The following is a 19,804-nucleotide window of genomic DNA, read 5'->3' as shown; positions in this document are numbered from 1 at the left end:
CGCATGTGGCAGGCCTTCAGGGAGGGCCGCACCTGCGATCTGCGCACCGGGCGCGCCGACGAGGACGAGCCGCTGGCCGGACCCGAATGGGGCGCGGACCGTACGGTACGGGCGCAGGCCGTCGCCGAGCTGCTGCTGGACGGGCCGGCCGCGGTGCCCGGGCGGGTCACGGCGCTGAAACTCGCCGGGGTGCGGATCACCGGGCGCCTCATGCTGGCCGGCGGCACCGTCACGCCGTACGTCCAGCTGGACGACTGCCGCTTCGACGACCCGCTGATGCTCCAGGAGTGCCGGGTCGGCAGCATGCGCCTGGTGCGCTGCCGGCTGCCCCGGCTCGACGCCGCCAGGCTCCAGGTCGGCGGCGACCTCCACCTGCCGCAGTGCCTGGTCACCGGGGGCGTGCGGATGGCCGACGCGCACATAGGGACCGACCTGCTGCTCAACCAGCTCACCGTCCGCCGCGGCCGGGCCGCCCAGGCCTTCGCCGCCGACGGGCTCACCGTCGGCCAGGACGTGGACGCCGAACTCGTCGACATCACCGGGGAGTTCAGCCTGCGCAGCGCCCGCATAGGCGGCCGGCTCAGCCTGCGCGGCGCCACCCTGCGCAACCCCGGCGGGAGGCAGGCGCTCAACGCCGCCCGGATAGCGGTCGAGCACACGCTGTACCTGTCCGGCGGCTGGAACCCGCGGGGCGGCGGCGCCGGGTCCGCGCCGCCGCCGGACGGAGTCGGCGTGCGGGACTTCACCTGCCACGGCGGGCTGCGGCTCGACGACGGGCGGTTCGGCAACGCGGTGATCATCAGCCGGGCGCGTTTCCTGCTCACCGGCGAGCAGCAGGTCTCGCTGCGGCGCATCCAGACGCCCGAGCTGTGCTTCACGCTGCCGCGGGCGCCGGACGGGGCGGTCGTCCTGTCCGGCGCGAGGGTCGGCAAGCTCAACGACGCGCGCAGCGCCTGGCCCGGGGCCGGGCGGCTGAGGATGACCGGCTTCAGCTACGACACCCTCACCCCCCTCGCCGAGTTCCCGCTGCGCGGGCGGCTGGCCTGGCTCCAGGCCGCCACCCCCGAATTCCGGCCCGAGCCGTACGAGCGGCTGGCGGCGGCGCTGCGGGCCGCGGGCGAGGACGCGGAGGCCCGCGAGGTGCTGCTGGCCCGGCAGCGGCGGCGCCGCGAGACGCTGCCGGCCGCCGGGCGGGTGTGGGGCTGGCTCCAGGACATCACCGTCGGCTACGGCTACCGGCCGGGCCGGGCCGCGGTCTGGATGGCGGTGCTGTGGGCGCTGGGTGCCACGTATTTCGCCCTCCACCACATACCCGCGGCGGCGGACCCGGGGGGTTACCGGCCGCACTGGAGTCCGGCGCTCTACGCCCTCGACCTGCTGCTCCCGGTCATCGACCTGGGCCAGGACAACGCGTGGCGCGAGGCCGGGCTCGCGCAATGGGTCGCCTCGCTGCTCACCCTCCTCGGCTGGATGCTCGCCACGACGGCTGCCGCCGGCGCCACCCGCCTCCTCCGCCGCACGTCGTAGCCCCGACGGCCCGCCAACCACGGACCCCGCGCAGTTCCCCGCGCCCCTGCGGGGTTGCTCTCCGCGCGGAGGGTGAGCGATTTTCAGGGGCGCGGGGAACTGCGCGACAGGCCACGACGACCCCGCAGGCAAGCGCGCGGCGCAAGGGGCAAGCACCCAGGGGCGCGGGGAACGGCGCGGCAGGCCACCCCGCCGGGGGAAGGTCCCGGGGAGCGGGGAGGGGCAGCCCGGGGGGAAGCCGCGTAACCCCCGGCCGGAGGCCGTACGCTGGCTCACTGTGACCGATCGGATTCCGCTCTTCCCCCTGGGCGCCACCCTCTTCCCCGGCCTCGTACTCCCGCTGAACGTCTTCGAAGAGCGCTACCGCGCCCTGGTCGCGGATCTGCTGGCGCTTCCGGAGGACGCCCCGCGCCGCTTCGGCGTGGTCGCGATCAAGAACGGCCAGGAGGTCGCACCCACGGGCCAGGAGGGCAGGAGCGCGGGTCCGGCCGCGGGCCTGGGCGAGGACCCGCTCGCCGCCCTCCACGCCATCGGCTGCATCGCGGACGCGACCGGCATCGCCGAGCGCGACGACGGCGGCTACGAGCTCGTCGCCACCGGCCTGCTCAAGTTCAAGCTGCTCTCGCTCGACGTCAGCGGCCCGTATCTGACCGCGGAGATCGAGGAGATCCAGGAGGACCCGGGCGGCGGCGCGGGCGCGCTGGCGTCCGAGGTCACCCGGGTGTTCAGCACGTACCAGAAGCGGCTGGCGGGGGCGCGGGAGCGCACCCTGGCTCCGGGCCAGGAGTTCCCCGACGATCCGACCGTGCTGTCCTACCTGGTGGCGGCCGCGCTGATCGCCGAGACGGCGGTGAAGCAGGCGCTGCTCGAGGAGCCGGACAGCGCGGCCCGGCTGGCCGCGGAGCTGCGGCTGCTGCGCCGCGAGTCGGCCGTGATCGACAAGCTGCCGTCGCTGCCCGCGGTCGACCTGACCAGCCAGCCGATCAGCGCGAACTGACGTGGCCAGGAAGAAGACCGGCGCCGCCGGGGGCACGCCGGCCACCGTCGCGCTGGAGAAGGCGGGCGTGCCCTTCACCGTGCACGCCTACGAGCACGACCCGGCGTCCGGGCTGTCGTACGGGGACGAGGCCGCCGCCGCGCTCGGCACGAGTCCTGAGCGGGTGTTCAAGACGCTGGTGGCGGAGGTCGACGGCACGCTGACCGTCGCGGTCGTCCCGGTGGCCGGGTCGCTTGACCTGAAGGCGCTGGCCGCCGCGGCGGGCGGCAAGCGGGCCGCGATGGCCGACCCGGCGGCGGCGGAGCGCAGCACCGGTTACGTGCTCGGCGGCATCTCGCCGCTGGGCCAGCGCAAGGCCCTGCCGACGGTGCTCGACAGCTCGGCGCTGGCCTTCGCCACGGTCTTCGTCTCCGCGGGCAAGCGCGGCCTCGAAGTCGAACTCGCCCCCGCGGACCTGCGAACGCTGACCTCGGCGACCGCGGCCCCGATCGCCCGCGCCTGAGCGCGGGCGCCCTACTCCTTGGACGGCGGGTCCGCGGGGGGCGCCGGCGGCGGGGCGGGGGGCGCGGGCGGCACCGGATACGGCTGCGGCACCATCGCGTGGTCGCCGCCCTCCGGGTCCCGCGGACCGAACGCGGACGTCAGCACCAGGTGGACGATCATCGCCGCCACCGACCAGGCCACCAGCGCGGATTTGGCCCGCAGCTCCAGCGGGGCGTCGAAGACGACTTTCGGGCCGACCGCGGTGGCGTGCTTGACGATGTCGGTGTCGGGGCCGAGCCAGACGCCGAGCCGCCAGCCCACGACGGAGGCCAGCACACCGCCCGCCGCGAGGCCGAGGACGACGCCGATCCCGCCGCGGCGGTAGCGCCAGAAGACCACGGCGGCGGTCAGCACGCCGAGGCCGGCCGCGATGAGCGCGAAGGTGCCGTCGCCGCCGATGGCCTCCTCGCCCTCGGTGTCCTTGAGGTAGACGGCCTTGCCGTCGGAGACCAGCGGCACCCGGGGCGACAGCCACAGCCACAGCAGGCCGAGCGCGATGCCGCAGACCGTGACCAGCAGTGCCACCAGCGCGCCTTTGCGCAGCTCGGCGAGCGCCGCCCTGGATCGGACCTCGCCCTTGCCGGGGCCGGATCCCGACCCGGGATAGGGCGGGAGGTCCGGTGAGTGGTCGTGGGGAGTCAAGGGAGCGGTCACCTGCCCATCGTGCCAGGTCCGGGCGCGGGACGCCTCACCGGCAGGCGGCCCTGCGGTAGGCCCAGGTGGCGACGGCCAGCGAGCCGACGCCGACAGCGGCGCAGACCGACAGGTCGCCGAGGACCGCGGCCCAGTCCGTACCGGAGCTGCCGCCGAGCGTGCGGGCGAAGGCCTCGACGCCGTAGGTGGACGGCAGCAGGTCGCGGACCCAGCCGATGGGCCCTGGCAGGTGCGAGGCGGGCAGCACGCCGAGCAGCAGGGCCGCGGACATGCCGAGCTGGCCGAAGAGCGTGGCGATCTCCTGCCGGGGCGCGAGCAGCCCGAGGGCGGCGCCGAGGCCGGACAGGGCGGCGCCGGCCAGCGGGATCACGATGGCGAGCACCCACAGCGTGGTGAGGGTCAGGTGGAAGAGCACGCATCCGACGACCGCGGTGAGCAGGGTGCCGGGCACCGTGAAGGACGCGTAGGCGCCGGCCGCGCCGAGGACGACGGCGGCGGGCGGCACCGGCAGGGTCGCGTAGTGGTCGAGGCCGCCGGAGGCCCGCAGCTGGCCGAAATACTGCGCCAGCAGGTTGAGGGCGACGAAGGCGACCACCAGGACGCTTGACCCGGCGACGACGGCCCGCGCGGCCTCGCCGTCTCCGGCCTCGACGACCCCGCGCATCATGACCATGATCCCGACGGACTGGAAGGTGGCCACGAACAGCAGCGGGATCCGGGCCACCCGGGCGCGGGAGAGCTGCGCCCGGTAGACGGCGGCGAAGGACGGCCACAGCCGCGCCCGGGGGGCGAGCGGCGCCGCGTCGTCCTCCGGGGCGCCGACGGCGGCGCCGCCGCGGTCGGGGCCGGCCTGGGCGATGACGGTCATCGGCGGCCTCCCGGCCTGGCGGTCGGACCCGGGGCGGCCGGGCGGCGTCCCGTGGCCGGGCCCGCCGTCGTACCTGGGACCGTGCCCGCGGTCGTGGTCGTGCCCGTGGTCATGACTTCACCAGGCCCTTGGCACGGCCGCCCAGCGCCAGGTAGACGTCCTCCAGGCTCGGGGTGGCCAGGGTGAAGTCGTCCAGCGCCGCGTAGGCGGGGCCGCCGGTGAGCTCGGCGACGGTGGTGCGGGCCCGGTCGTGCGGCAGCCGCAGGGTCCAGCGGCGGCCGGAGACGTCGGCCAGCGGCTGGAGCGCGGCGATCGCGGGCAGGTCAAGCGGCGGGTCGGTGCGCCACACCAGGTCGAGGCGCACCTCGTCGGCGACCAGGGCGCGCAGCCCGGCGGGGGTGTCGCAGGCGATGACCCGGCCGTGGTCGAGCACCGCGACCCGGTCGAGCACCGTCTCGGCCTCGATGACGTTGTGGGTGACCAGCAGCACCGTGACACCGTTCTCCGCCCTGCGGCGGCCCAGCGCGGACCACACCGCCCGGCGGGCGACCGGGTCCATTCCGGTGGTGGGCTCGTCCAGGACCAGTATCGGCCGCTCCCCCACCAGGGTGGCGGCGAAGCATGCCAGCCGGCGCTGGCCGCCGGAGAGCCGCTTGATCGGGCGGGAGGCGAGGGGGCCGAGTTCGAGTTCGTCCAGGACGGCGGCCGTGGCGGTGCGGGCCGCTGCCGCGTCCAGGCCGCGCAGCCGCCCGGTGGTCTCGGCGGCGAGCGACACGGTCAGCTCGTCCAGCGCGGTGGACTCCTGGCCCAGGTAGCCGATCAGCCGGGCGGCCCGCTCCGGGTGGCGTACGAGGTCGTGGCCGAGCAGGTCGATGGTGCCCTCGTCGGGCCGCAGCAGCCCGGTGAGCTGCCGTACCAGCGTGGTCTTGCCGGCGCCGTTGGGGCCGAGGATGCCGAACAGCTCGCCGCGCCGCACATCGAGGTCGATGCCGTCGCTGGCCCGTACGACGGCGGGCCCGGCGGCGGGGCCGCGCCGGCCCGGTCCGCGGCGGCGCGCGCCCGATCCGGCCGGGTACGTCCTGATCAGTCCGCGCACGGTGCACACCGCGTCGCGGGCCGCGGCGACCGCCGGGGGCGCCTTGTCCTCCGTGCCCGTGTTCACGAGGATCGAGACTACGCGGCGCGGACGGCTTGTGGCGCAAGGGGGGTTGTACGAAAGGACCGCTGCGGCCTTTCCCCGGTCGCTCCCCGTGGTCAGTCGCCGCCCGGGCCGTGCTCGACGCCGGTACGCGTGTCGACCTCGCGCCAGAATCCGGCCCTGATCGCGTACCGGTCGTGCTCGTCGATCTGGTCGTCCTTGTGGGCCAGCAGGCCGAACCTGGCGGCGTACCGCAGCAGCTCGCCGTCGATCCGGTGCGGCACCCGGGGGTAGTGGGTGGACAGCTGCTGGAGCTGGCCGGAGTCGGCGAGGCGGGCGGTCCAGCGGCGGGCGAAGACCTGGCCGACCTCGTAGGGGTCGCCGCTGACCGCCGTGATGTCGGCCTCCCGGTCCGCCCAGCGCTGCTCGGCGGTGGTCAGCTGGGCCAGGGTGGGCAGGCCGCTGGTGTCGGGCACGTCGGGGCCGCCGGCGCCCCGGTCGGTCCAGCCTTTGTCGGAGGACCAGCGCAGGGTGGCGTTCGGGGCCTGGTGCGGGGGCGGCGGGGCGGGGTGCGGCTTGCCGAGGCTCGCCAGGTCCTTGGGGGTGGGCACGCCCTTGCCGCCGGCGCCCGCGGGCTCGGCGGGCTCCACGGCGGGCGCCGCGCCGTTCTCGCCGGGGTGCGGGGAGTTCGGGGGGTGGTCGGGGTGCGCCGGGTGCGGTTCCTGCGGGGGCGCGGCGGCGGACTCGGGCAGCGGGGCGGACAGGATCGCGGCGATCTCCGGGCCGATGTCGGGCCGCGTGCTGCCCGCGGGGGCGCAGATCCCGTCCCTGGCCCTGATCGCTGCGGTGATCCACTCCCGGTCAAGCACCCGGCGCTCGTCGGCCTCGGCGACCAGGTCCTCCGACTGGTTGTAGTCGCCGTCCGCCGCCTGGACGGCCCACAGGTGGACGGCGACGCCGTGCTCCTTGGCGGACATCATGCCGGGCAGCAGATCGCCGTCGCCGGTGACCAGCACGATGTCGGAGCAGGCCCGGTTGCGGGCCAGTTCCGACAGCTCCGCGTGCATGGCGGCGTCGACGCCCTTCTGCGCCCACCGGCCGTCCGTCCGGGTGAGCGCGCCGAGCCGTACCGTCACCCGGGGCATCACCCGCAGCCTGCGGTGCTCGGGTTGCGGAACCCGGTCGGGTGCGCCGTCGAACCAGTAGATCCGCAGCAGCGGCTGACCGGTCTCGCGTTCGGCCCTTTCCCGCAGGCCAGCCACGACGGCGGCATGATCGACGATGATCCGGGAACGAGACGGCTCACCGGCCAGAAGGCTTGCTGCTGCGCCCAGTAGATATCCAGCGTCCACCAGGACGACGCAGCGGTCCATCTCGCACCTCTTCCGGTCGCCCCCTCGGCCCTGAATGCCCCCAGGTTTCCCCGAGTCTGCCCGAATGCCGGGGCGTTATGAGCTCGAACACGATCTTCGGCGTGGCGGTCGGTCCATTTCTGCCACTCCTACCCCACCAACTGCCCGAAATGCGCGCTTCGTACTCCCGTGCAAATCTGATGGCGGCCGCTCGGCCACGAAGCCCCCGGGGCGCCAAGCCCGCAGGGTGGCAGGCCGTTCGGCCGACATCCCCTCATCAGGAAGGCACGACAGTGGCGAAGAACCGGAACCAGAACCAGAACCGCCGGTCCGAGCAGCACCAGGACCCGCAGCGCAACTCCGCCCCGGAGGGCCAGGAGCAGGACCGCGACCGCGGCCAGTCCGAGGAGCGCATGATGCCCGCGAGCACGCCGGTGTCGCACAAGCAGCAGAAGCGGTTCGGCCACAACTGAGCTGTGCCGCACCTGCGGTGCGGCACAGCTCAGAGCACGGCTTGAGCGGGGGTGCCCCTTCGGGGGCGCCCCCGCGCTTGTCGTACCGGCCGGTGGCCACCGGGGCCGGCCGGTCGGATTGTCCTGAAGTCAGCCCGCCTGCTGGCCCGCGCCCAGGCAGGCCGGGCCCAGCAGCGCCTTGAGGTCGCCGAACAGCGAGGGATCAGCGCTCACCCGGTGCCGGTCGAGGCGCAGCACCGTGGTGGACCTGGCGCCCTGCAGCCGCACCCTTACCTCGGTGTTGCCCTTGTGGCTGGCCAGCACCTCGCCGAGCCTGGCCACCAGCGGCGGGGTGACCTTGACGGTCGGGATGGAGATGCTCACCGGCGCGTTGGTGCCGACGTCGGTCAGGTCGGGGACCATCAACTCCATGGCGACCAGCCGCGGGATGTCCTCGCGCTTGTCCAGCCGTCCCTTGACGAAGACCACCGCGTCCTCCATCAGCTGGGTGGACACCAGCTGGTAGGTCGCGGGGAAGAACATGCAGTCGACCGAGCCGGCCAGATCCTCGACGGTGGCGATGGCCCAGGCGTTGCCCTGCTTGGTCATCTTGCGCTGCAGCCCGGAGATGATGCCGCCGATGGTGACGATCGCACCGTCCTGGTAGTCGCCGGCCAGGGCGGCGATGGCGGCGTCGGTCTTGTCGCCGAGGATGTGCTCGATGCCGAACAGCGGGTGGTCGGAGACGTACAGCCCGAGCATCTCGCGCTCCTGGGCGAGCAGATAGGTCTTGTCCCACTCGATGTCGGAGAAGACCACGTCCATGCCGAAGGCGGGCCCGTCGTCCGCGTCGGCCTCGCCCATGCCGCCGAAGAGGTCGAACTGCCCCTCGGCCTCCTTGCGCTTGACCTGCACCACGTTGTCGATCATCGTCTCGAAGTGCTCGGTCAGGCCGCGCCTGGTGTGCTGCATGGTGTCGAAGGCGCCCGCCTTGATCAGCGACTCGACGGTCCGCTTGTTGCAGACCACGACCTCGACCTTGTCCAGGAAGTCCGGGAAGTTCGCGTAACGGCCCTTGGACTTGCGGCACCTGACGACGGAGTCCACCACGTTCTGCCCGACGTTGCGGACCGCGGTGAGGCCGAAGACGATCGTGTCGTCGCCGCGCGGGGTGAAGTTGGCGTTGGACTCGTTCACGTCCGGGGGCAGCACCTTGATGCCCATCCGGCGGCACTCGTTGAGATAGAGCGCCATCTTGTCCTTGTCGTCCTTCACCGACGTCAGCAGACCCGCCATGTACTCGGCCGGGTAGTTCGCCTTGAGGTAGGCCGTCCAGTACGACACCAGGCCGTACGCGGCGGAGTGCGCCTTGTTGAAGGCGTATCCCGCGAAGGGCACCAGCACGTCCCAGACCGCCTGGATGGCCTGGTCGGAGTAGCCGCGCTCGCGCATGCCGGCCTGGAAGGGGATGAACTCCTTGTCCAGGACCTCTTTCTTCTTCTTGCCCATCGCCCGGCGCAGCAGGTCGGCCTGGCCCAGCGAGTACCCGGCCAGCACCTGGGCGGCCTTCTGCACCTGCTCCTGGTAGACGATCAGGCCGTAGGTGACTTCGAGCACCTCGCGGAGCGGCTCTTCCAGCTCCTTGTGGATCGGGGTGATCTCCTGCTGCTTGTTCTTGCGCAGGGCGTAGTTGATGTGCGAGTTCATGCCCATCGGGCCCGGCCGGTAGAGGGCCGAGACGGCGGAGATGTCCTCGAAGTTGTCGGGCTTCATCATCCGCAGCAGGGCGCGCATGGGCCCGCCGTCGAACTGGAAGACGCCCAGGGTGTCGCCGCGGCCCAGCAGGGCGTAGGTGTCGGGGTCGTCCAGCGGCAGCGCGAGCAGGTCGATGTCGATGCCCTTGTTGGCCTTGATCGACTTGACCGCGTCATCCATGATCGTCAGGTTGCGCAGGCCGAGGAAGTCCATCTTGAGCAGGCCGAGCGACTCGCAGCTCGGGTAGTCCCACTGCGTCACGACGGCGCCGTCGTTCTTCGGCGAGAAGATCGGCACGTGGTCGATCAGCGGCTCGGCGGACATGATCACACCGGCGGCGTGCACGCCCATCTGCCGGACCAGGCCCTCGATGCCCTTGGCCGAGTCGATCACCTTGGTGACGTCCGGCTCGTTCTCGTACATCGCCCGGACCTCGCCCGCCTCGCTGTAGCGGGGGTGGTCCTTGTCGGTGATCCCGGACAGCGGGATGCCCTTGCCCAGGACGTCGGCGGGCATCGCCTTGGTGATCCGGTCGCCCATCGAGAACGGATACCCCAGCACGCGGGCCGAGTCCTTGATCGCGGCCTTGGCCTTGATGGTGCCGTAGGTGGCGATCTGCGCGACCTTGTCCGAGCCGTACTTCTCGGTCACGTACCGGATGACCTCGCCGCGCCTGCGCTCGTCGAAGTCGATGTCGACATCGGGCATGGACACGCGCTCGGGGTTCAGGAACCGCTCGAAGATCAGCCCGTGCGGGACCGGGTCGAGGTCGGTGATGCCCATCGCGTAGGCGACGATCGAGCCGGCCGCGGAGCCGCGGCCAGGGCCGACCGCGATGCCGTTGTTCTTCGCCCACATGATGAAGTCGGCGACCACCAGGAAGTACCCGGGAAAGCCCATCTGGACGATGGTGTCCATCTCGTAGTCGGCGAGCTTCTGCCGGTCCTCGGGGATGCCGCCGGGGAAGCGGCGGCCCATGCCGCGGGCGACCTCCTCGCGGAACCAGGTGACCTCGGAGTAGCCGTCGGGCACGTCGAACTTCGGCATCAGGTTCCTGAACTGGAACATGCCCTTGGTGTCGACCCGGTCGGCGATCAGCAGCTGGCTGTTGCGGCAGCCCTCCTGCCAGGCGTCGGAGGAGTCGATCGCGTACATCTCGGCGGCGGACTTGAGGTAGTACCCGGAGCCGTCGAACTTGAAGCGGCCCGGGTCCGACATGTTGGAGCCGGTCTGGATGCACAGCAGGGTGTCGTGCGCGGACGACTCCCCCGCGTAGGTGTAGTGCGAGTCGTTGGTGACCACGAACGGCGCCTTGAGCTTCTTCGAGATCTCCATCAGGCCGTCCCTGGCCCTGCGGTCGATGTCGATGCCGTGGTCCATGATCTCGACGAAGAAGTTCTCCTTGCCGAAGATGTCCTGGTAGTCGGACGCGGCCTTGATCGCCTCGTCCATCTGTCCCAGCCTGATCCGGGTGGAGACCTCGCCCGAGGGGCAGCCGGTGGTGCCCATCAGGCCCTCGGCGTACTCGCTGAGCAGTTCGCGGTCCATCCGGGGCTTGCGGAAGTAGCCCTCGAAGGACGCGCGCGACTGGGCACGGAACAGGTTGTGCAGGCCGACCTGGTCACGGGCCCAGATGGTCATGTGCGTATACGCGCCCGCGCCGGACACGTCGTCGCCCTTCTGGTGCGGGGCGCCCCACTTGACCGGCTTGTTGTACCGCCGCGACTCGGGGGCCAGATACGCCTCGATGCCCATCACCGGGGTCACTCCGGCGGCCTCGGCCTGGTGGAAGAAGTCGTAGGCGCCGTGCAGATTGCCGTGATCGGTGATGGCCACATGGCTCATCCCCATCTCGTTGCACGCCTTGAACATGTCCTTCAGTCTCGCGGCTCCGTCCAGCAGCGAATACTGGGTGTGGACGTGCAGGTGAGTGAAGGGCTGATCGGTCAAGGCGGCGACACCTCCGGCGAGAACGGGCCATCGGAACGGGTTGTCTGGCGGCGTCGGGAAGTCTACGACCCGGGTACGACACCGCGGGTCGCAACCCGGCGGCGAGCGGGCGGCGAGCGGTTCGCCCACTCCTACGGCGACCGGGTCCGCTCCGACCACCGGATCTTCGTGGACCTGTTCCGCAACGGCCGGATTCCGGGCCTGTAAGCGGTCCCCGCCGCCTCGTGTACCACATCCGTTATCCACTCTTAGGTCACACATACAGGTACGCGTGGCACACTCTGTCGCCATGGAGGCGATACGACCGCGGCTGAGGGCACTGCGTGCCGCCCTCTTCGCCGCGTTGTGCGTCACGCTCTCCTCGACCTCGCACGTCCTGATGGCCAAGGCCCCGCTGCCGCTGCCCGCGGTGGCCGGGGCCTTCGCCGCGGTCTTCGCGCTGGTGTATCTGGCCACCGCCCGCCCGGAGGCCGGCTTCTGGACGCTGGCCGGCCTGATGGTGCCGCTTGAACTTGCCGTCGACACCCTCCTGACCACCGGCCAGCAGGCCTGTTACGGCGCTTTCGGCGGCCCGGTGACCGGTCCGTGGCGGTCGTTCAACGAGGCCTTCCTGTGCCACAACGGACACGTCGGCCCCGCTCCCGACACCCCGCTCGCCGCAGTGCCGGGAGGCGCCGACGCGGCCGCCCGGCTGCCGTCCAGCGCCCTGCCGTGGCTGCTGCTTGCCGTGCACGTGTCCGTGGGCCTGCTGGCCGCCTGGTGGCTGCGGCGCGGCGAGGCCGCCCTGCACCTGGCCGTACGGTCGGTGGCGCTGGCCGCCTTCCGCCCGCTGCTGTTCGCCGCTGCCGCCATCCGCAGCGTGCTCACCGCGGTGCCGCCCCGCACCCGCCCCGCCACCCGCGACCGGGTCTCGAGGCCGGGCGCCCACCGGCTGCACCATGCCGTCGTACGCCGTGGTCCGCCCGTCCAGGTCAGCGCCTGACCGCAGGACCGGCACACACCCCACACCCACCACGCGTATTCACGGAGATCCGTCATGAGCAACCGCAACAGCAAGGCCAGCAAGGAAGCCGCCCGCGAGCGGCTGCGCGCCCAGCGCGAGAAGGAGGCCAAGAAGGCCAAGGTCCGCCGGCAGCTGCTGGTCGGCGGCGGCGTCGTGGCCCTGCTGGCGATAGCGGGCGGCGTCGCCTTCGCCGTCAACGAGATGAACAAGCCCAGCTACTGGTCGGACGCCGCCAACAACACCCTGGTCAAGCCGGCCAACACCACGGGCACCGACGGCACCACGATCATCGTCGGCGACCCGAAGAACAAGAACATCGTCAAGGAGTACGAGGACCTGCGCTGCCCGATCTGCGCCAGCTACGAGCAGGCGGCGGGCGACGCGGTGCTCCAGGGTGCCAAGGACGGCAAATACCAGATCAACTACACCTTCGCCACCTTCCTGGACGACGTGCAGGGCGGCTCGGGCTCCAAGAAGGCGCTCAGCGCGGTCGGCGCGGCCCTGAACGTGTCCGTGGACGCCTTCGAGCAGTACCACAAGCTGCTGTACTCCAAGGACGTGCACCCGGACGAGAAGAAGGACGAGTTCAACAGCGCCGACAAGCTGATCTCGCTGGCGCAGAAGGTACCCGCCCTCAAGGGCAACGCCAAGTTCTCCGACGCGGTCAAGAAGGGCACCTTCGACCGGTGGGCGCTGGCCATGAGCCACACCTACGACACCGCGCCGCAGGACGTGGTGCATGGCGGCACTCCCTTCGTCCTGGTCAACGGCACCCAGGTGAAGGTCCCCGGGCTGACCGCCGACCAGGTGACGGCCGCCTTCGCGGCCCAGCTGAAGAAGTAGCCGGCGCGCGCGGCTTCCTCCGGCGGGCTACAGCTCCCGGAGGAAGTCCAGCGCGATCGCCCAGGTGCGCTCCGCGGCCTCGGCGTCGTAGTCGGGCAGGTCGGGGTCGGTGAACAGGTGGCCGGCGCCCCGGTAGCGGTGCACCTCCACCTCCGCGCCGGCCTTGCGCATCCCCAGATACCAGGCGTTCAGCCAGTCGTCCGGCTCGAACGGGTCGGGGTCGGCGACATGCAGCTGCACCGGGATGTCGGTCGCCGCGTCGTCGGCGATGTCAGACGTGCCGTGCAGGAGCAGCAGCCCGCGGGCGCGCTCGTCGCCTAGCGCCAGATTCTGCGCGACCGAGCCGCCGAGCGAGAACCCGGCGTAGACCAGGCCCTGGTCGGACAGCGGCGCCGCCGCGGCGACCGCGCGGCGCAGCAGCTCGTCCTTGCCGATCTCGTCCTTGACACGCATCCCCTCCTCCGCGTCGGCGGCGGTCCTGCCGTCGTAGAGGTCGGGCACGATCACCTCGTGCCCGGCGGCCCGCAGCCGGTCGGCGGCCGCGTGCACGGCCGGTCGCAGGCCGTACATGGAGTGGAACAGGACGATCGTCACAGGGTTTCCTCCGGCAGGTCGGGTACGCGTCCATGGTGCCATTGGGACGTCGGACCTGAGAGGTGACCATGGAAGGCGCGTTGCGGCCGCTACTGGTGGTGGGAGTGGCGCTCGCTCTCACCCTCGCCGTGGGCGTGGTCGTCGACAGAGCGTTGCGCGCGGCCGACGCGCGGCACCCGGAGACCCCGCTATGGCACCTGCTGCGCCGCTGCCGGCTGCCGTTGCAGGTGGGGATGTGCACCGCCGTGCTGCGCGGCGCCTACCGGGCCGCGCACGTCGGGACCGGGCACTCCGCGGCCGTCGGGCAGACCCTGACCCTGGTGCTGATCGGCGCCGCCGCCTGGCTGCTTGTCCGGGTCGCGACCGCCGTGACCGACTCCTCCTACGCGCGCTACGCCGCGGTCTCCCGGGACGTGGCGAAGATCCGCCGGCTGCGGACCCAGTCGACGCTGATCCAGCGGGTGTTCACCGCGATCGTCGGGGTGATCGCGGTCGCCTCGATGCTGTTCAGCTTCCCGGCGATGCGCACCGTCGGGGCGTCGATGCTCGCCTCGGCCGGCATCATCGGCATCGTCGCCGGTGTGGCCGCGCAGGCCACCTTGGGCAACCTCTTCGCCGGGCTGCAGATCGCCTTCGGCGACATGGTGCGGATCGGCGACACCGTGGTGGTGGACGGCGAGTGGGGGACGGTCGAGGAGATCACCCTGACGTATCTGAGCGTGCGCACCTGGGACGAGCGGCGGATCACCATGCCGGTGTCGTACTTCACCAGCAGGCCGTTCGAGAACTGGTCGCGGGGCGACGCGCGGATGACCGGCACGGTCTTCTTCCACCTGGACCACGCGGTGCCGGTCGACGCGATGCGCAAGCAGCTGTACGAGGTGCTCGAACAGACGCAGGAGTGGGACCGCCGGGCGTGGGGCCTGGTGGTGATCGACACCACTCCCACCACCGTCCAGTTGCGGGCCCTGCTCACCGCCAAGGACGCCGACGACGTCTTCAACCTGCGCTGCCTGGTGCGCGAGCAGCTGATCGAATGGCTGCGCCGCGAGCACCCCTACGCGCTGCCGCGGGTGAGCACCACCCCTGCGCCGGGCGCCGCCTGACCGTACCGCCGGGGCCGGTCAGCCCCGTATCGAGCGCAGGTCGAGATGCCGCAGCACGCGGTCGACCACCTCCGGGTCGTTGCCCGGTTCGCTGCGGGCCGCAAGCACCTCGTGGCGGGCGGCGGACATCATGTCGTCCTGGATGCGGCGCAGCGCCCTGACCCGCTTGACCCGGCGGGCATGCGACTCGCGGCGCTCCTCGTCCACGATGTCGGGCGAGATCCGGGCGCCCAGGTCGAAGGCCCTGCGGTGCAGCATCTCCGAGAGGTCCTCGTCGATGGGCTCGCTCTGCTCGATCTCCTTGAGCCTGCTGCGGGCCGCGGCCATCGCCCGCACCGCGAGCGCGTGTTCCAGGGCGTGCTCGGCGTCGATGTCGCTGCTCACCCCCAGCCGTCCGACCAGCCAGGGCAGGGTCAGGCCCTGCACGACCAGGGTGGCGAGCACCACCGCGAAGGCGATGAAAAGCAGTTCGGCGCGGGCCGGGAAGGGCCCGTCGTGGTGGGTGCTGAGCGGGATGGCCAGCGCCAGCGCGACCGACGCCACCCCGCGCATCCCCGACCACCACATGATGACGGTCTCCCGCCAGGTCATCGGGATGTCCTCGTCCATGTCCCGCAGCTTGTGCAGCTTCCGCGCGATCCAGGCGGCCGGCAGCAGGTAGAGCAGCCGTACGCCGACCACCACGACCACCACCAGCGCCGCGTGCCGGGTCATCGGCCCCCAGTTGCCCGCGCCGACGCTGAACACGTGGTGCAGTTCGAGGCCGATCAGCCCGAACGCGATCCCCGTCACCAGGGTGTCGACGATCTCCCAGAAGGTGGTGCCGGCCAGCCGCGCGGTCACGTCGTCGGCGGACAGCGCGTGTTCCGCCAGGAAGAGCGCGCTGGTGAGGACCGCGAGGACGCCGGAGCCTGCGAACTCCTCGGCGAGGGCGTAGGACACGAAGGGCACCAGCAGGGACAGGCCGATCTGCAGCGTCGGGTCGCCGACGATTCCCATCAGCTTGTTGGCGCCCCAGCCGAGAACCAGGCCGACGGCGACCGCGACCACCGCGGACAGCACCAGTTCCAGCACGGCGTGCGGCAGCGAGAAGTGCCCGGACACCGCCGCGGCGACCGCCACGTGGTAGATCACGATCGCGGTGACGTCGTTGAACAGCCCCTCGCCCTCCAGGATGGAGATCATCCGGCGCGGCAGGCCCAGCGCCCCGGCCACCGCGGTCGCCGCCACCGGGTCCGGCGGCGCCACCAGCGCGCCCAGCGTGAAGGCGGCGGCCAGGGTGATGCCGGGCACCACCGCGTCCACGACCGCGGCGACGGCCGCGGTGGTGACGAAGACCAGCGCCACCGCGAGCAGGAAGATCGCCCGCCGGTTCACCGCGAACTGCCGCCAGGAGGTGCGCTGCACGGCGGCGTACAGCAGCGGCGGCAGCACCAGCGGGAGGATCAGATCCGGGTCGATCCGCACGTTCGGGACCTGCGGGATCAGCGCGAGCACCCCGCCGAGCAGCGTCATCAGGACCGGCGACGGAAGGCCAGTACGGTCCCCGAGCGGCACCGTCACGACGGCCGCGAGCATGAGCGAGAAGAACAGGGCGAGCTGATCCACGCCCGTCAGCGTGCCACGCGGTGGCGGCACGGAGGTGGGGCGCGCCGCACCGGGCGGCGCGCGGCGCCCGCGCCCTACTGCCGCCAGGTGCGGCGCATGGCGCGATGGGCGATGCCGGCGTCCTGGAACTCCGGCCCGAAGGGGGTGTAGCCGAGCTTGCGGTAGAAGCCGAGGGCGTGGACCTGGGCCTCCAGGTAGACGCCGGCCAGCCCGAGCCGGGCGGCCTCGTCCTCCAGCGCCCGCACCAGCCGGGCGCCCACGCCCCTCCCCCGGGCGGGCGTGACCACCGCGAGCCTGCCGAGCACCGCGAGCTCCGGGTCGCCGCCGTTCTTGGCGGCCGCGTCCGCGCCCAGCAGCAGCCGCCCGGTGCCGGCCCCCGGCGCCAGCAGGTGCACGGCCCTGCCGTCCTTGCCGTCCCATTCCAGCTCGGGCGGTACGTTCTGCTCCACCACGAAGACCTCGTGCCGGATCGCGCGCACCGCGACCATCGCCTCGGCGTCGTCCGCCGCGACCACCAGGACGCCGTGGTCGGTGATCACCGGCTGTCCGCCCGTACGACCTCGAGCGCGCGCTGGAGGTCGTCGGGGTAGCCGCTCTCGAACTCCACCCACTCGCCGTCCGCCGGGTGCTCGAAGCCCAGCCGCTTGGCGTGCAGCCACTGGCGGGTCAGGCCGAGCCGCTTGGCCATCGTCGGGTCGGCGCCGTAGGTGAGGTCGCCGACGCACGGGTGGCGGTGGGCGGACATGTGCACCCGGATCTGGTGCGTACGGCCGGTCTCCAGCTTGATGTCCAGCAGGCTCGCGGAGCGGAACGCCTCGATGAGGTCGTAGTGCGTCACCGACGGCTTGCCCTCGGCGGTGACCGCCCACTTGTAGTCGTGGGTGGGGTGCCGGCCGATCGGGGCGTCGATGGTCCCGCTCATCGGGTCCGGGTGGCCCTGGACCAGGGCGTGGTAGCGCTTGTCCACCACCCGGTCACGGAACTGCTGCTTGAGCCGGGTGTAGGCGCGCTCCGACTTGGCCACCACCATCAGGCCCGACGTGCCCACGTCGAGCCGGTGCACGATGCCCTGGCGCTCCGCGGCGCCCGAGGTGGAGATGCGGTAGCCCGCCGCGGCCAGGCCGCCGATCACGGTGGTCCCGGTCCAGCCGGGGCTGGGGTGGGCGGCGACACCGACCGGCTTGACGATGACCACGATGTCGTCGTCGTCGTGGACGATCTCCATGCCCTCGACGGGCTCGGCGACGATACGCACCGGGGTCGCGGCCGCGGGCATCTCGACCTCCAGCCACGCACCGCCGCGGACCCGCTCCGACTTGCCCGCGACCGACCCGTCCAGCGACACCTTCCCGCCGGCGGCCAGCTCCGCGGCCTTGGTGCGGGAGAAGCCGAACATACGGGCCAGGGCGGCGTCGACCCGCTCGCCTTCGAGGCCGTCGGGCACGGGCAGAGAGCGGACTTCCGGAACGGTACTCACCCGACGAGTATGCCGGACCCTCCGGGGGTCCCTTCTCCACCCGGCTCCCGTCAGTCGCGGTGGTGGGTGCCGTCGGGTTCGATGCCGCGGAAGGAGAGCAGGACGATCAGCACGCCGCCGCAGGTGATCGCCGAGTCGGCGAGGTTGAAGACGGCGAAGTGGGCCGGGGCGACGAAGTCGACCACGCGGCCCTGGAAGCCGCCGGGGGCGCGGAAGACCCTGTCCGTGAGGTTCCCGAAGGCGCCGCCCAGCAGCAGGCCCAGGGCGATCGCCCACGGCACGCTGTAGAGGCGGCGGGACAGCCGGGCGATCATCACGATCACGCCGACCGCGATCACCGTGAAGATGATCGTCATGCCCTGCCCGAGCCCGAAGGCCGCCCCCGCGTTCCTGATCGCGTCCAGCCGCAGGTAGTGGCCGAAGACGGTGATGGGCGCGTGGTTCTCCAGGCTGGTGACCACCCAGATCTTCGACAGCAGGTCGAGCAGGTACGCGAAGGCCGCGACACCGATCAGCACGGTGACGCGGCGCCTGCGCCGGGACGCGGCCTCGTCGGCCCCGGACGCCTCGGGTTCAGCGGACGCAGCGGACCGCACCGACTCCCCGGCCCCGCCCGCGGCGTCGTCGTCCGGCGTGATGATGATGCGCTCCGCTTCCGTCACGTGGTCCTCAGCCCTCAGCCCGTGTGTGCTCCGTCGCCCGCCTGGTGACGAGGGTACGGCACACCCCGGGAAGGGGTCATCGGCGCTCCTGGCGCTGCTTGTCGTCCAGGCACAGCGTCGCCCGCGGGAAGGCCTGCATCCTGGCCTTGCCGATCGGGTTGCCGCACACCTCGCACAGCCCGTACGTGCCCTCGTCGAGCCGCTGCAGCGCGTGCTCGGCCTGCACCAGCATGTCGCGGGTGTTCGCGGCGAGCGCCAGCTCGGACTCCCGGTTGATGTTCTTCGACCCGGTGTCGGCCTCGTCGCCGCCGCTGTCGGCGGAGTCGCGGAGCATCCCCGCGACGGCCGCCTCGGAGGAGGCGATCTCCGCCTTGAGCCGCTCGACCTCGGAGACCAGCTCGGCTCTCGCCTCCTCGGCCTCCTCCGCGGTCCAGGGGTCCTCCCCCGGCAGCACCGCAAGCGCCTCGGCGCCGGCGGCCCCGCGTGCCGCGGGCACGCCGCTCGCGGCCGTACCGGCCGCCGTCTTCTCCACACCCACAGTGCCAGCTCCCGTCATGGACCCATCCTGACCGGCGGGCTCCGCGCCCGCCGCTTTCCCCTCATCCGCAGCCGTCCCGCCCGCGGCCTGCTGCCCCGCCCCTTCCGCACCCTTGCCCGAGGCGGCCCGCCTGACCGCGGCCTTCTTGCCTGCGGTCTTCTTGCCCGCGGCCTTCTTCTTACCCACGGCGGGCGGCTCCGCCGCGGAAGCCGCGGCACTTGCCGCCGCTTTCCCCGGAGCGGCCGATTTGGCCGCCGCCTTCTTGCCGGGCGTACGTCCCGCCGCGGCGGACTTCCGGGCCCTGGCGGCCGTCTTCTTCTGGGGGGCGGGAGGTTGGTGCGACCCGGCGGCCGTACCCCCGGCGGCCGGGTCGGGCCCGTCCCCGGCCGGAGGCTGCTCCGCCGACTTCTTCACGACCACCGCGACCCCTTCACCTCTGTGATCCTGTGCGCGGATCGCACCCGGAGCGGGCCGTCCGCTCCGGACCTGCGGCAACGGGGCACTGGCTGGCCGACCCGGCCGCCCGGGAAAAGGCGGGGCGGACCGGTCTGCATCCGTTGTGCCCAGCTGACCGCCGGGTATTCCGGTACCTGGCCGTAACGATGCGTGACGAGCGCCGCCACGGCGCGCGGAGCAGGCCATTCGGCTCAGCCGGCCCACCCGCCGCGGCGGCGCGAAACCGCGGCGACGCACCTCCTCCCGCCGCCGTACACTGAGCGGCAGCGAACCGGCGTGGA

General features: G+C 72.4%; 19 protein-coding genes. 8 read left to right on the top strand and 11 right to left on the bottom strand.

All coding sequences use genetic code 11. The features are described from left to right. Positions 1-3: 3 nt before the first annotated feature. From OG702_RS27380 to ybaK, 3 genes are all read left to right on the top strand, one after another. Complete coding sequence (locus OG702_RS27380) at positions 4-1,527, top strand: oxidoreductase (protein WP_327293393.1); 1,524 nt, start codon at positions 4-6, stop codon at positions 1,525-1,527. A gap of 277 nt (positions 1,528-1,804) precedes the next feature. Beyond that, positions 1,805-2,524, top strand: a complete 720-nt coding sequence (locus tag OG702_RS27375; protein WP_327291606.1) for an LON peptidase substrate-binding domain-containing protein — start codon at positions 1,805-1,807, stop codon at positions 2,522-2,524. 1 nt (position 2,525) lies between these two features. After that, positions 2,526-3,026: a Cys-tRNA(Pro) deacylase gene (ybaK, locus tag OG702_RS27370; RefSeq protein WP_327291605.1), complete on the top strand. Its 501-nt coding sequence runs from the start codon at positions 2,526-2,528 to the stop codon at positions 3,024-3,026. An 11-nt stretch (positions 3,027-3,037) separates the two neighbouring features. Here the strand turns inward: ybaK and OG702_RS27365 are convergent, their stop codons facing one another. The 4 genes from OG702_RS27365 to OG702_RS27350 form a co-directional block, all read right to left on the bottom strand. After that, a complete protein-coding gene (locus tag OG702_RS27365) occupies positions 3,038-3,721 on the bottom strand; it encodes a hypothetical protein (RefSeq protein WP_327291604.1) in 684 nt (227 codons plus the stop codon). Positions 3,722-3,755: 34 nt separating this feature from the next. Beyond that, positions 3,756-4,589 carry an ABC transporter permease gene (locus OG702_RS27360; RefSeq protein WP_327291603.1) on the bottom strand — a complete coding sequence of 278 codons (834 nt, stop codon included), beginning with the start codon at positions 4,587-4,589 and terminating at the stop codon, positions 3,756-3,758. Between the two features lie 109 nt (positions 4,590-4,698). Continuing rightward, the gene (locus tag OG702_RS27355; RefSeq protein ID WP_327291602.1) at positions 4,699-5,751 is read right to left on the bottom strand and encodes an ABC transporter ATP-binding protein; all 1,053 of its coding nucleotides are present in this window, start codon (positions 5,749-5,751) and stop codon (positions 4,699-4,701) included. Positions 5,752-5,843: 92 nt separating this feature from the next. Beyond that, positions 5,844-7,100 (bottom strand): NYN domain-containing protein, encoded by a 1,257-nt coding sequence (locus tag OG702_RS27350; protein ID WP_327291601.1) that lies wholly within the window; start codon positions 7,098-7,100, stop codon positions 5,844-5,846. 272 nt (positions 7,101-7,372) lie between these two features. Between OG702_RS27350 and OG702_RS27345 the strand changes: the two genes are divergently transcribed. Next, positions 7,373-7,552: a hypothetical protein gene (locus OG702_RS27345; protein WP_327291600.1), complete on the top strand. Its 180-nt coding sequence runs from the start codon at positions 7,373-7,375 to the stop codon at positions 7,550-7,552. 129 nt (positions 7,553-7,681) lie between these two features. Here OG702_RS27345 and dnaE read toward each other — a convergent pair whose 3' ends face one another. Continuing rightward, complete coding sequence (gene dnaE, locus OG702_RS27340; protein ID WP_327291599.1) at positions 7,682-11,236, bottom strand: DNA polymerase III subunit alpha; 3,555 nt, start codon at positions 11,234-11,236, stop codon at positions 7,682-7,684. Here dnaE and OG702_RS27335 point away from each other — a divergent pair. The 3 genes from OG702_RS27335 (at position 11,213) to OG702_RS27325 (ending at position 13,082) form a co-directional block, all read left to right on the top strand. Next, the gene (locus OG702_RS27335) at positions 11,213-11,443 is read left to right on the top strand and encodes a hypothetical protein (protein ID WP_327293496.1); all 231 of its coding nucleotides are present in this window, start codon (positions 11,213-11,215) and stop codon (positions 11,441-11,443) included. The two genes, dnaE and OG702_RS27335, sit on opposite strands and share 24 nt — an antisense overlap. Before the next feature lie 82 nt (positions 11,444-11,525). After that, complete coding sequence (locus tag OG702_RS27330; RefSeq protein WP_327291598.1) at positions 11,526-12,218, top strand: hypothetical protein; 693 nt, start codon at positions 11,526-11,528, stop codon at positions 12,216-12,218. A 54-nt stretch (positions 12,219-12,272) separates the two neighbouring features. Next, on the top strand, positions 12,273-13,082 hold the full coding sequence (locus OG702_RS27325) for a thioredoxin domain-containing protein (RefSeq protein WP_327291597.1): 810 nt from the start codon (positions 12,273-12,275) through the stop codon (positions 13,080-13,082). A gap of 27 nt (positions 13,083-13,109) precedes the next feature. Here OG702_RS27325 and OG702_RS27320 read toward each other — a convergent pair whose 3' ends face one another. Then, the gene (locus OG702_RS27320) at positions 13,110-13,718 is read right to left on the bottom strand and encodes a dienelactone hydrolase family protein (protein ID WP_327291596.1); all 609 of its coding nucleotides are present in this window, start codon (positions 13,716-13,718) and stop codon (positions 13,110-13,112) included. 26 nt (positions 13,719-13,744) lie between these two features. Between OG702_RS27320 and OG702_RS27315 the strand changes: the two genes are divergently transcribed. Then, on the top strand, positions 13,745-14,782 hold the full coding sequence (locus tag OG702_RS27315) for a mechanosensitive ion channel family protein (RefSeq protein ID WP_327293392.1): 1,038 nt from the start codon (positions 13,745-13,747) through the stop codon (positions 14,780-14,782). A gap of 18 nt (positions 14,783-14,800) precedes the next feature. On the opposite strand, the gene OG702_RS27310 is transcribed toward OG702_RS27315, so the two are convergent. From OG702_RS27310 to OG702_RS27290, 5 genes are all read right to left on the bottom strand, one after another. Further along, on the bottom strand, positions 14,801-16,390 hold the full coding sequence (locus tag OG702_RS27310) for a Na+/H+ antiporter (protein ID WP_327291595.1): 1,590 nt from the start codon (positions 16,388-16,390) through the stop codon (positions 14,801-14,803). A 74-nt stretch (positions 16,391-16,464) separates the two neighbouring features. Beyond that, positions 16,465-16,878 (bottom strand): GNAT family N-acetyltransferase, encoded by a 414-nt coding sequence (locus OG702_RS27305; protein WP_327293391.1) that lies wholly within the window; start codon positions 16,876-16,878, stop codon positions 16,465-16,467. Positions 16,879-16,925: 47 nt separating this feature from the next. Then, complete coding sequence (locus tag OG702_RS27300) at positions 16,926-17,867, bottom strand: RluA family pseudouridine synthase (RefSeq protein ID WP_327291594.1); 942 nt, start codon at positions 17,865-17,867, stop codon at positions 16,926-16,928. Between the two features lie 50 nt (positions 17,868-17,917). Beyond that, complete coding sequence (gene lspA / locus OG702_RS27295; RefSeq protein WP_327291593.1) at positions 17,918-18,529, bottom strand: signal peptidase II; 612 nt, start codon at positions 18,527-18,529, stop codon at positions 17,918-17,920. 76 nt (positions 18,530-18,605) lie between these two features. Further along, positions 18,606-19,487: a TraR/DksA family transcriptional regulator gene (locus OG702_RS27290; protein WP_327291592.1), complete on the bottom strand. Its 882-nt coding sequence runs from the start codon at positions 19,485-19,487 to the stop codon at positions 18,606-18,608. Positions 19,488-19,804: the final 317 nt, after the last annotated feature.

This window comes from Streptomyces sp. NBC_01198, assembly GCF_036010485.1.
Taxonomy (GTDB): domain Bacteria; phylum Actinomycetota; class Actinomycetes; order Streptomycetales; family Streptomycetaceae; genus Actinacidiphila.
This window is presented reverse-complemented; position numbering and strand designations above follow the sequence as displayed.

Excerpts from the sequence above, each read along its gene's own strand:
- OG702_RS27380 (WP_327293393.1), top strand. The coding sequence starts at position 4 with ATGTGGCAGGCCTTCAGGGAGGGCCGCACCTGCGATCTGCGCACCGGG.
- OG702_RS27360 (WP_327291603.1), bottom strand. The coding sequence starts at position 4,589 with ATGACCGTCATCGCCCAGGCCGGCCCCGACCGCGGCGGCGCCGCCGTC.
- OG702_RS27350 (WP_327291601.1), bottom strand. The coding sequence starts at position 7,100 with ATGGACCGCTGCGTCGTCCTGGTGGACGCTGGATATCTACTGGGCGCA.
- OG702_RS27330 (WP_327291598.1), top strand. The coding sequence starts at position 11,526 with ATGGAGGCGATACGACCGCGGCTGAGGGCACTGCGTGCCGCCCTCTTC.
- OG702_RS27325 (WP_327291597.1), top strand. The coding sequence starts at position 12,273 with ATGAGCAACCGCAACAGCAAGGCCAGCAAGGAAGCCGCCCGCGAGCGG.
- OG702_RS27320 (WP_327291596.1), bottom strand. The coding sequence starts at position 13,718 with ATGGCACCATGGACGCGTACCCGACCTGCCGGAGGAAACCCTGTGACG.
- OG702_RS27315 (WP_327293392.1), top strand. The coding sequence starts at position 13,745 with ATGGAAGGCGCGTTGCGGCCGCTACTGGTGGTGGGAGTGGCGCTCGCT.
- OG702_RS27305 (WP_327293391.1), bottom strand. The coding sequence starts at position 16,878 with ATGGTCGCGGTGCGCGCGATCCGGCACGAGGTCTTCGTGGTGGAGCAG.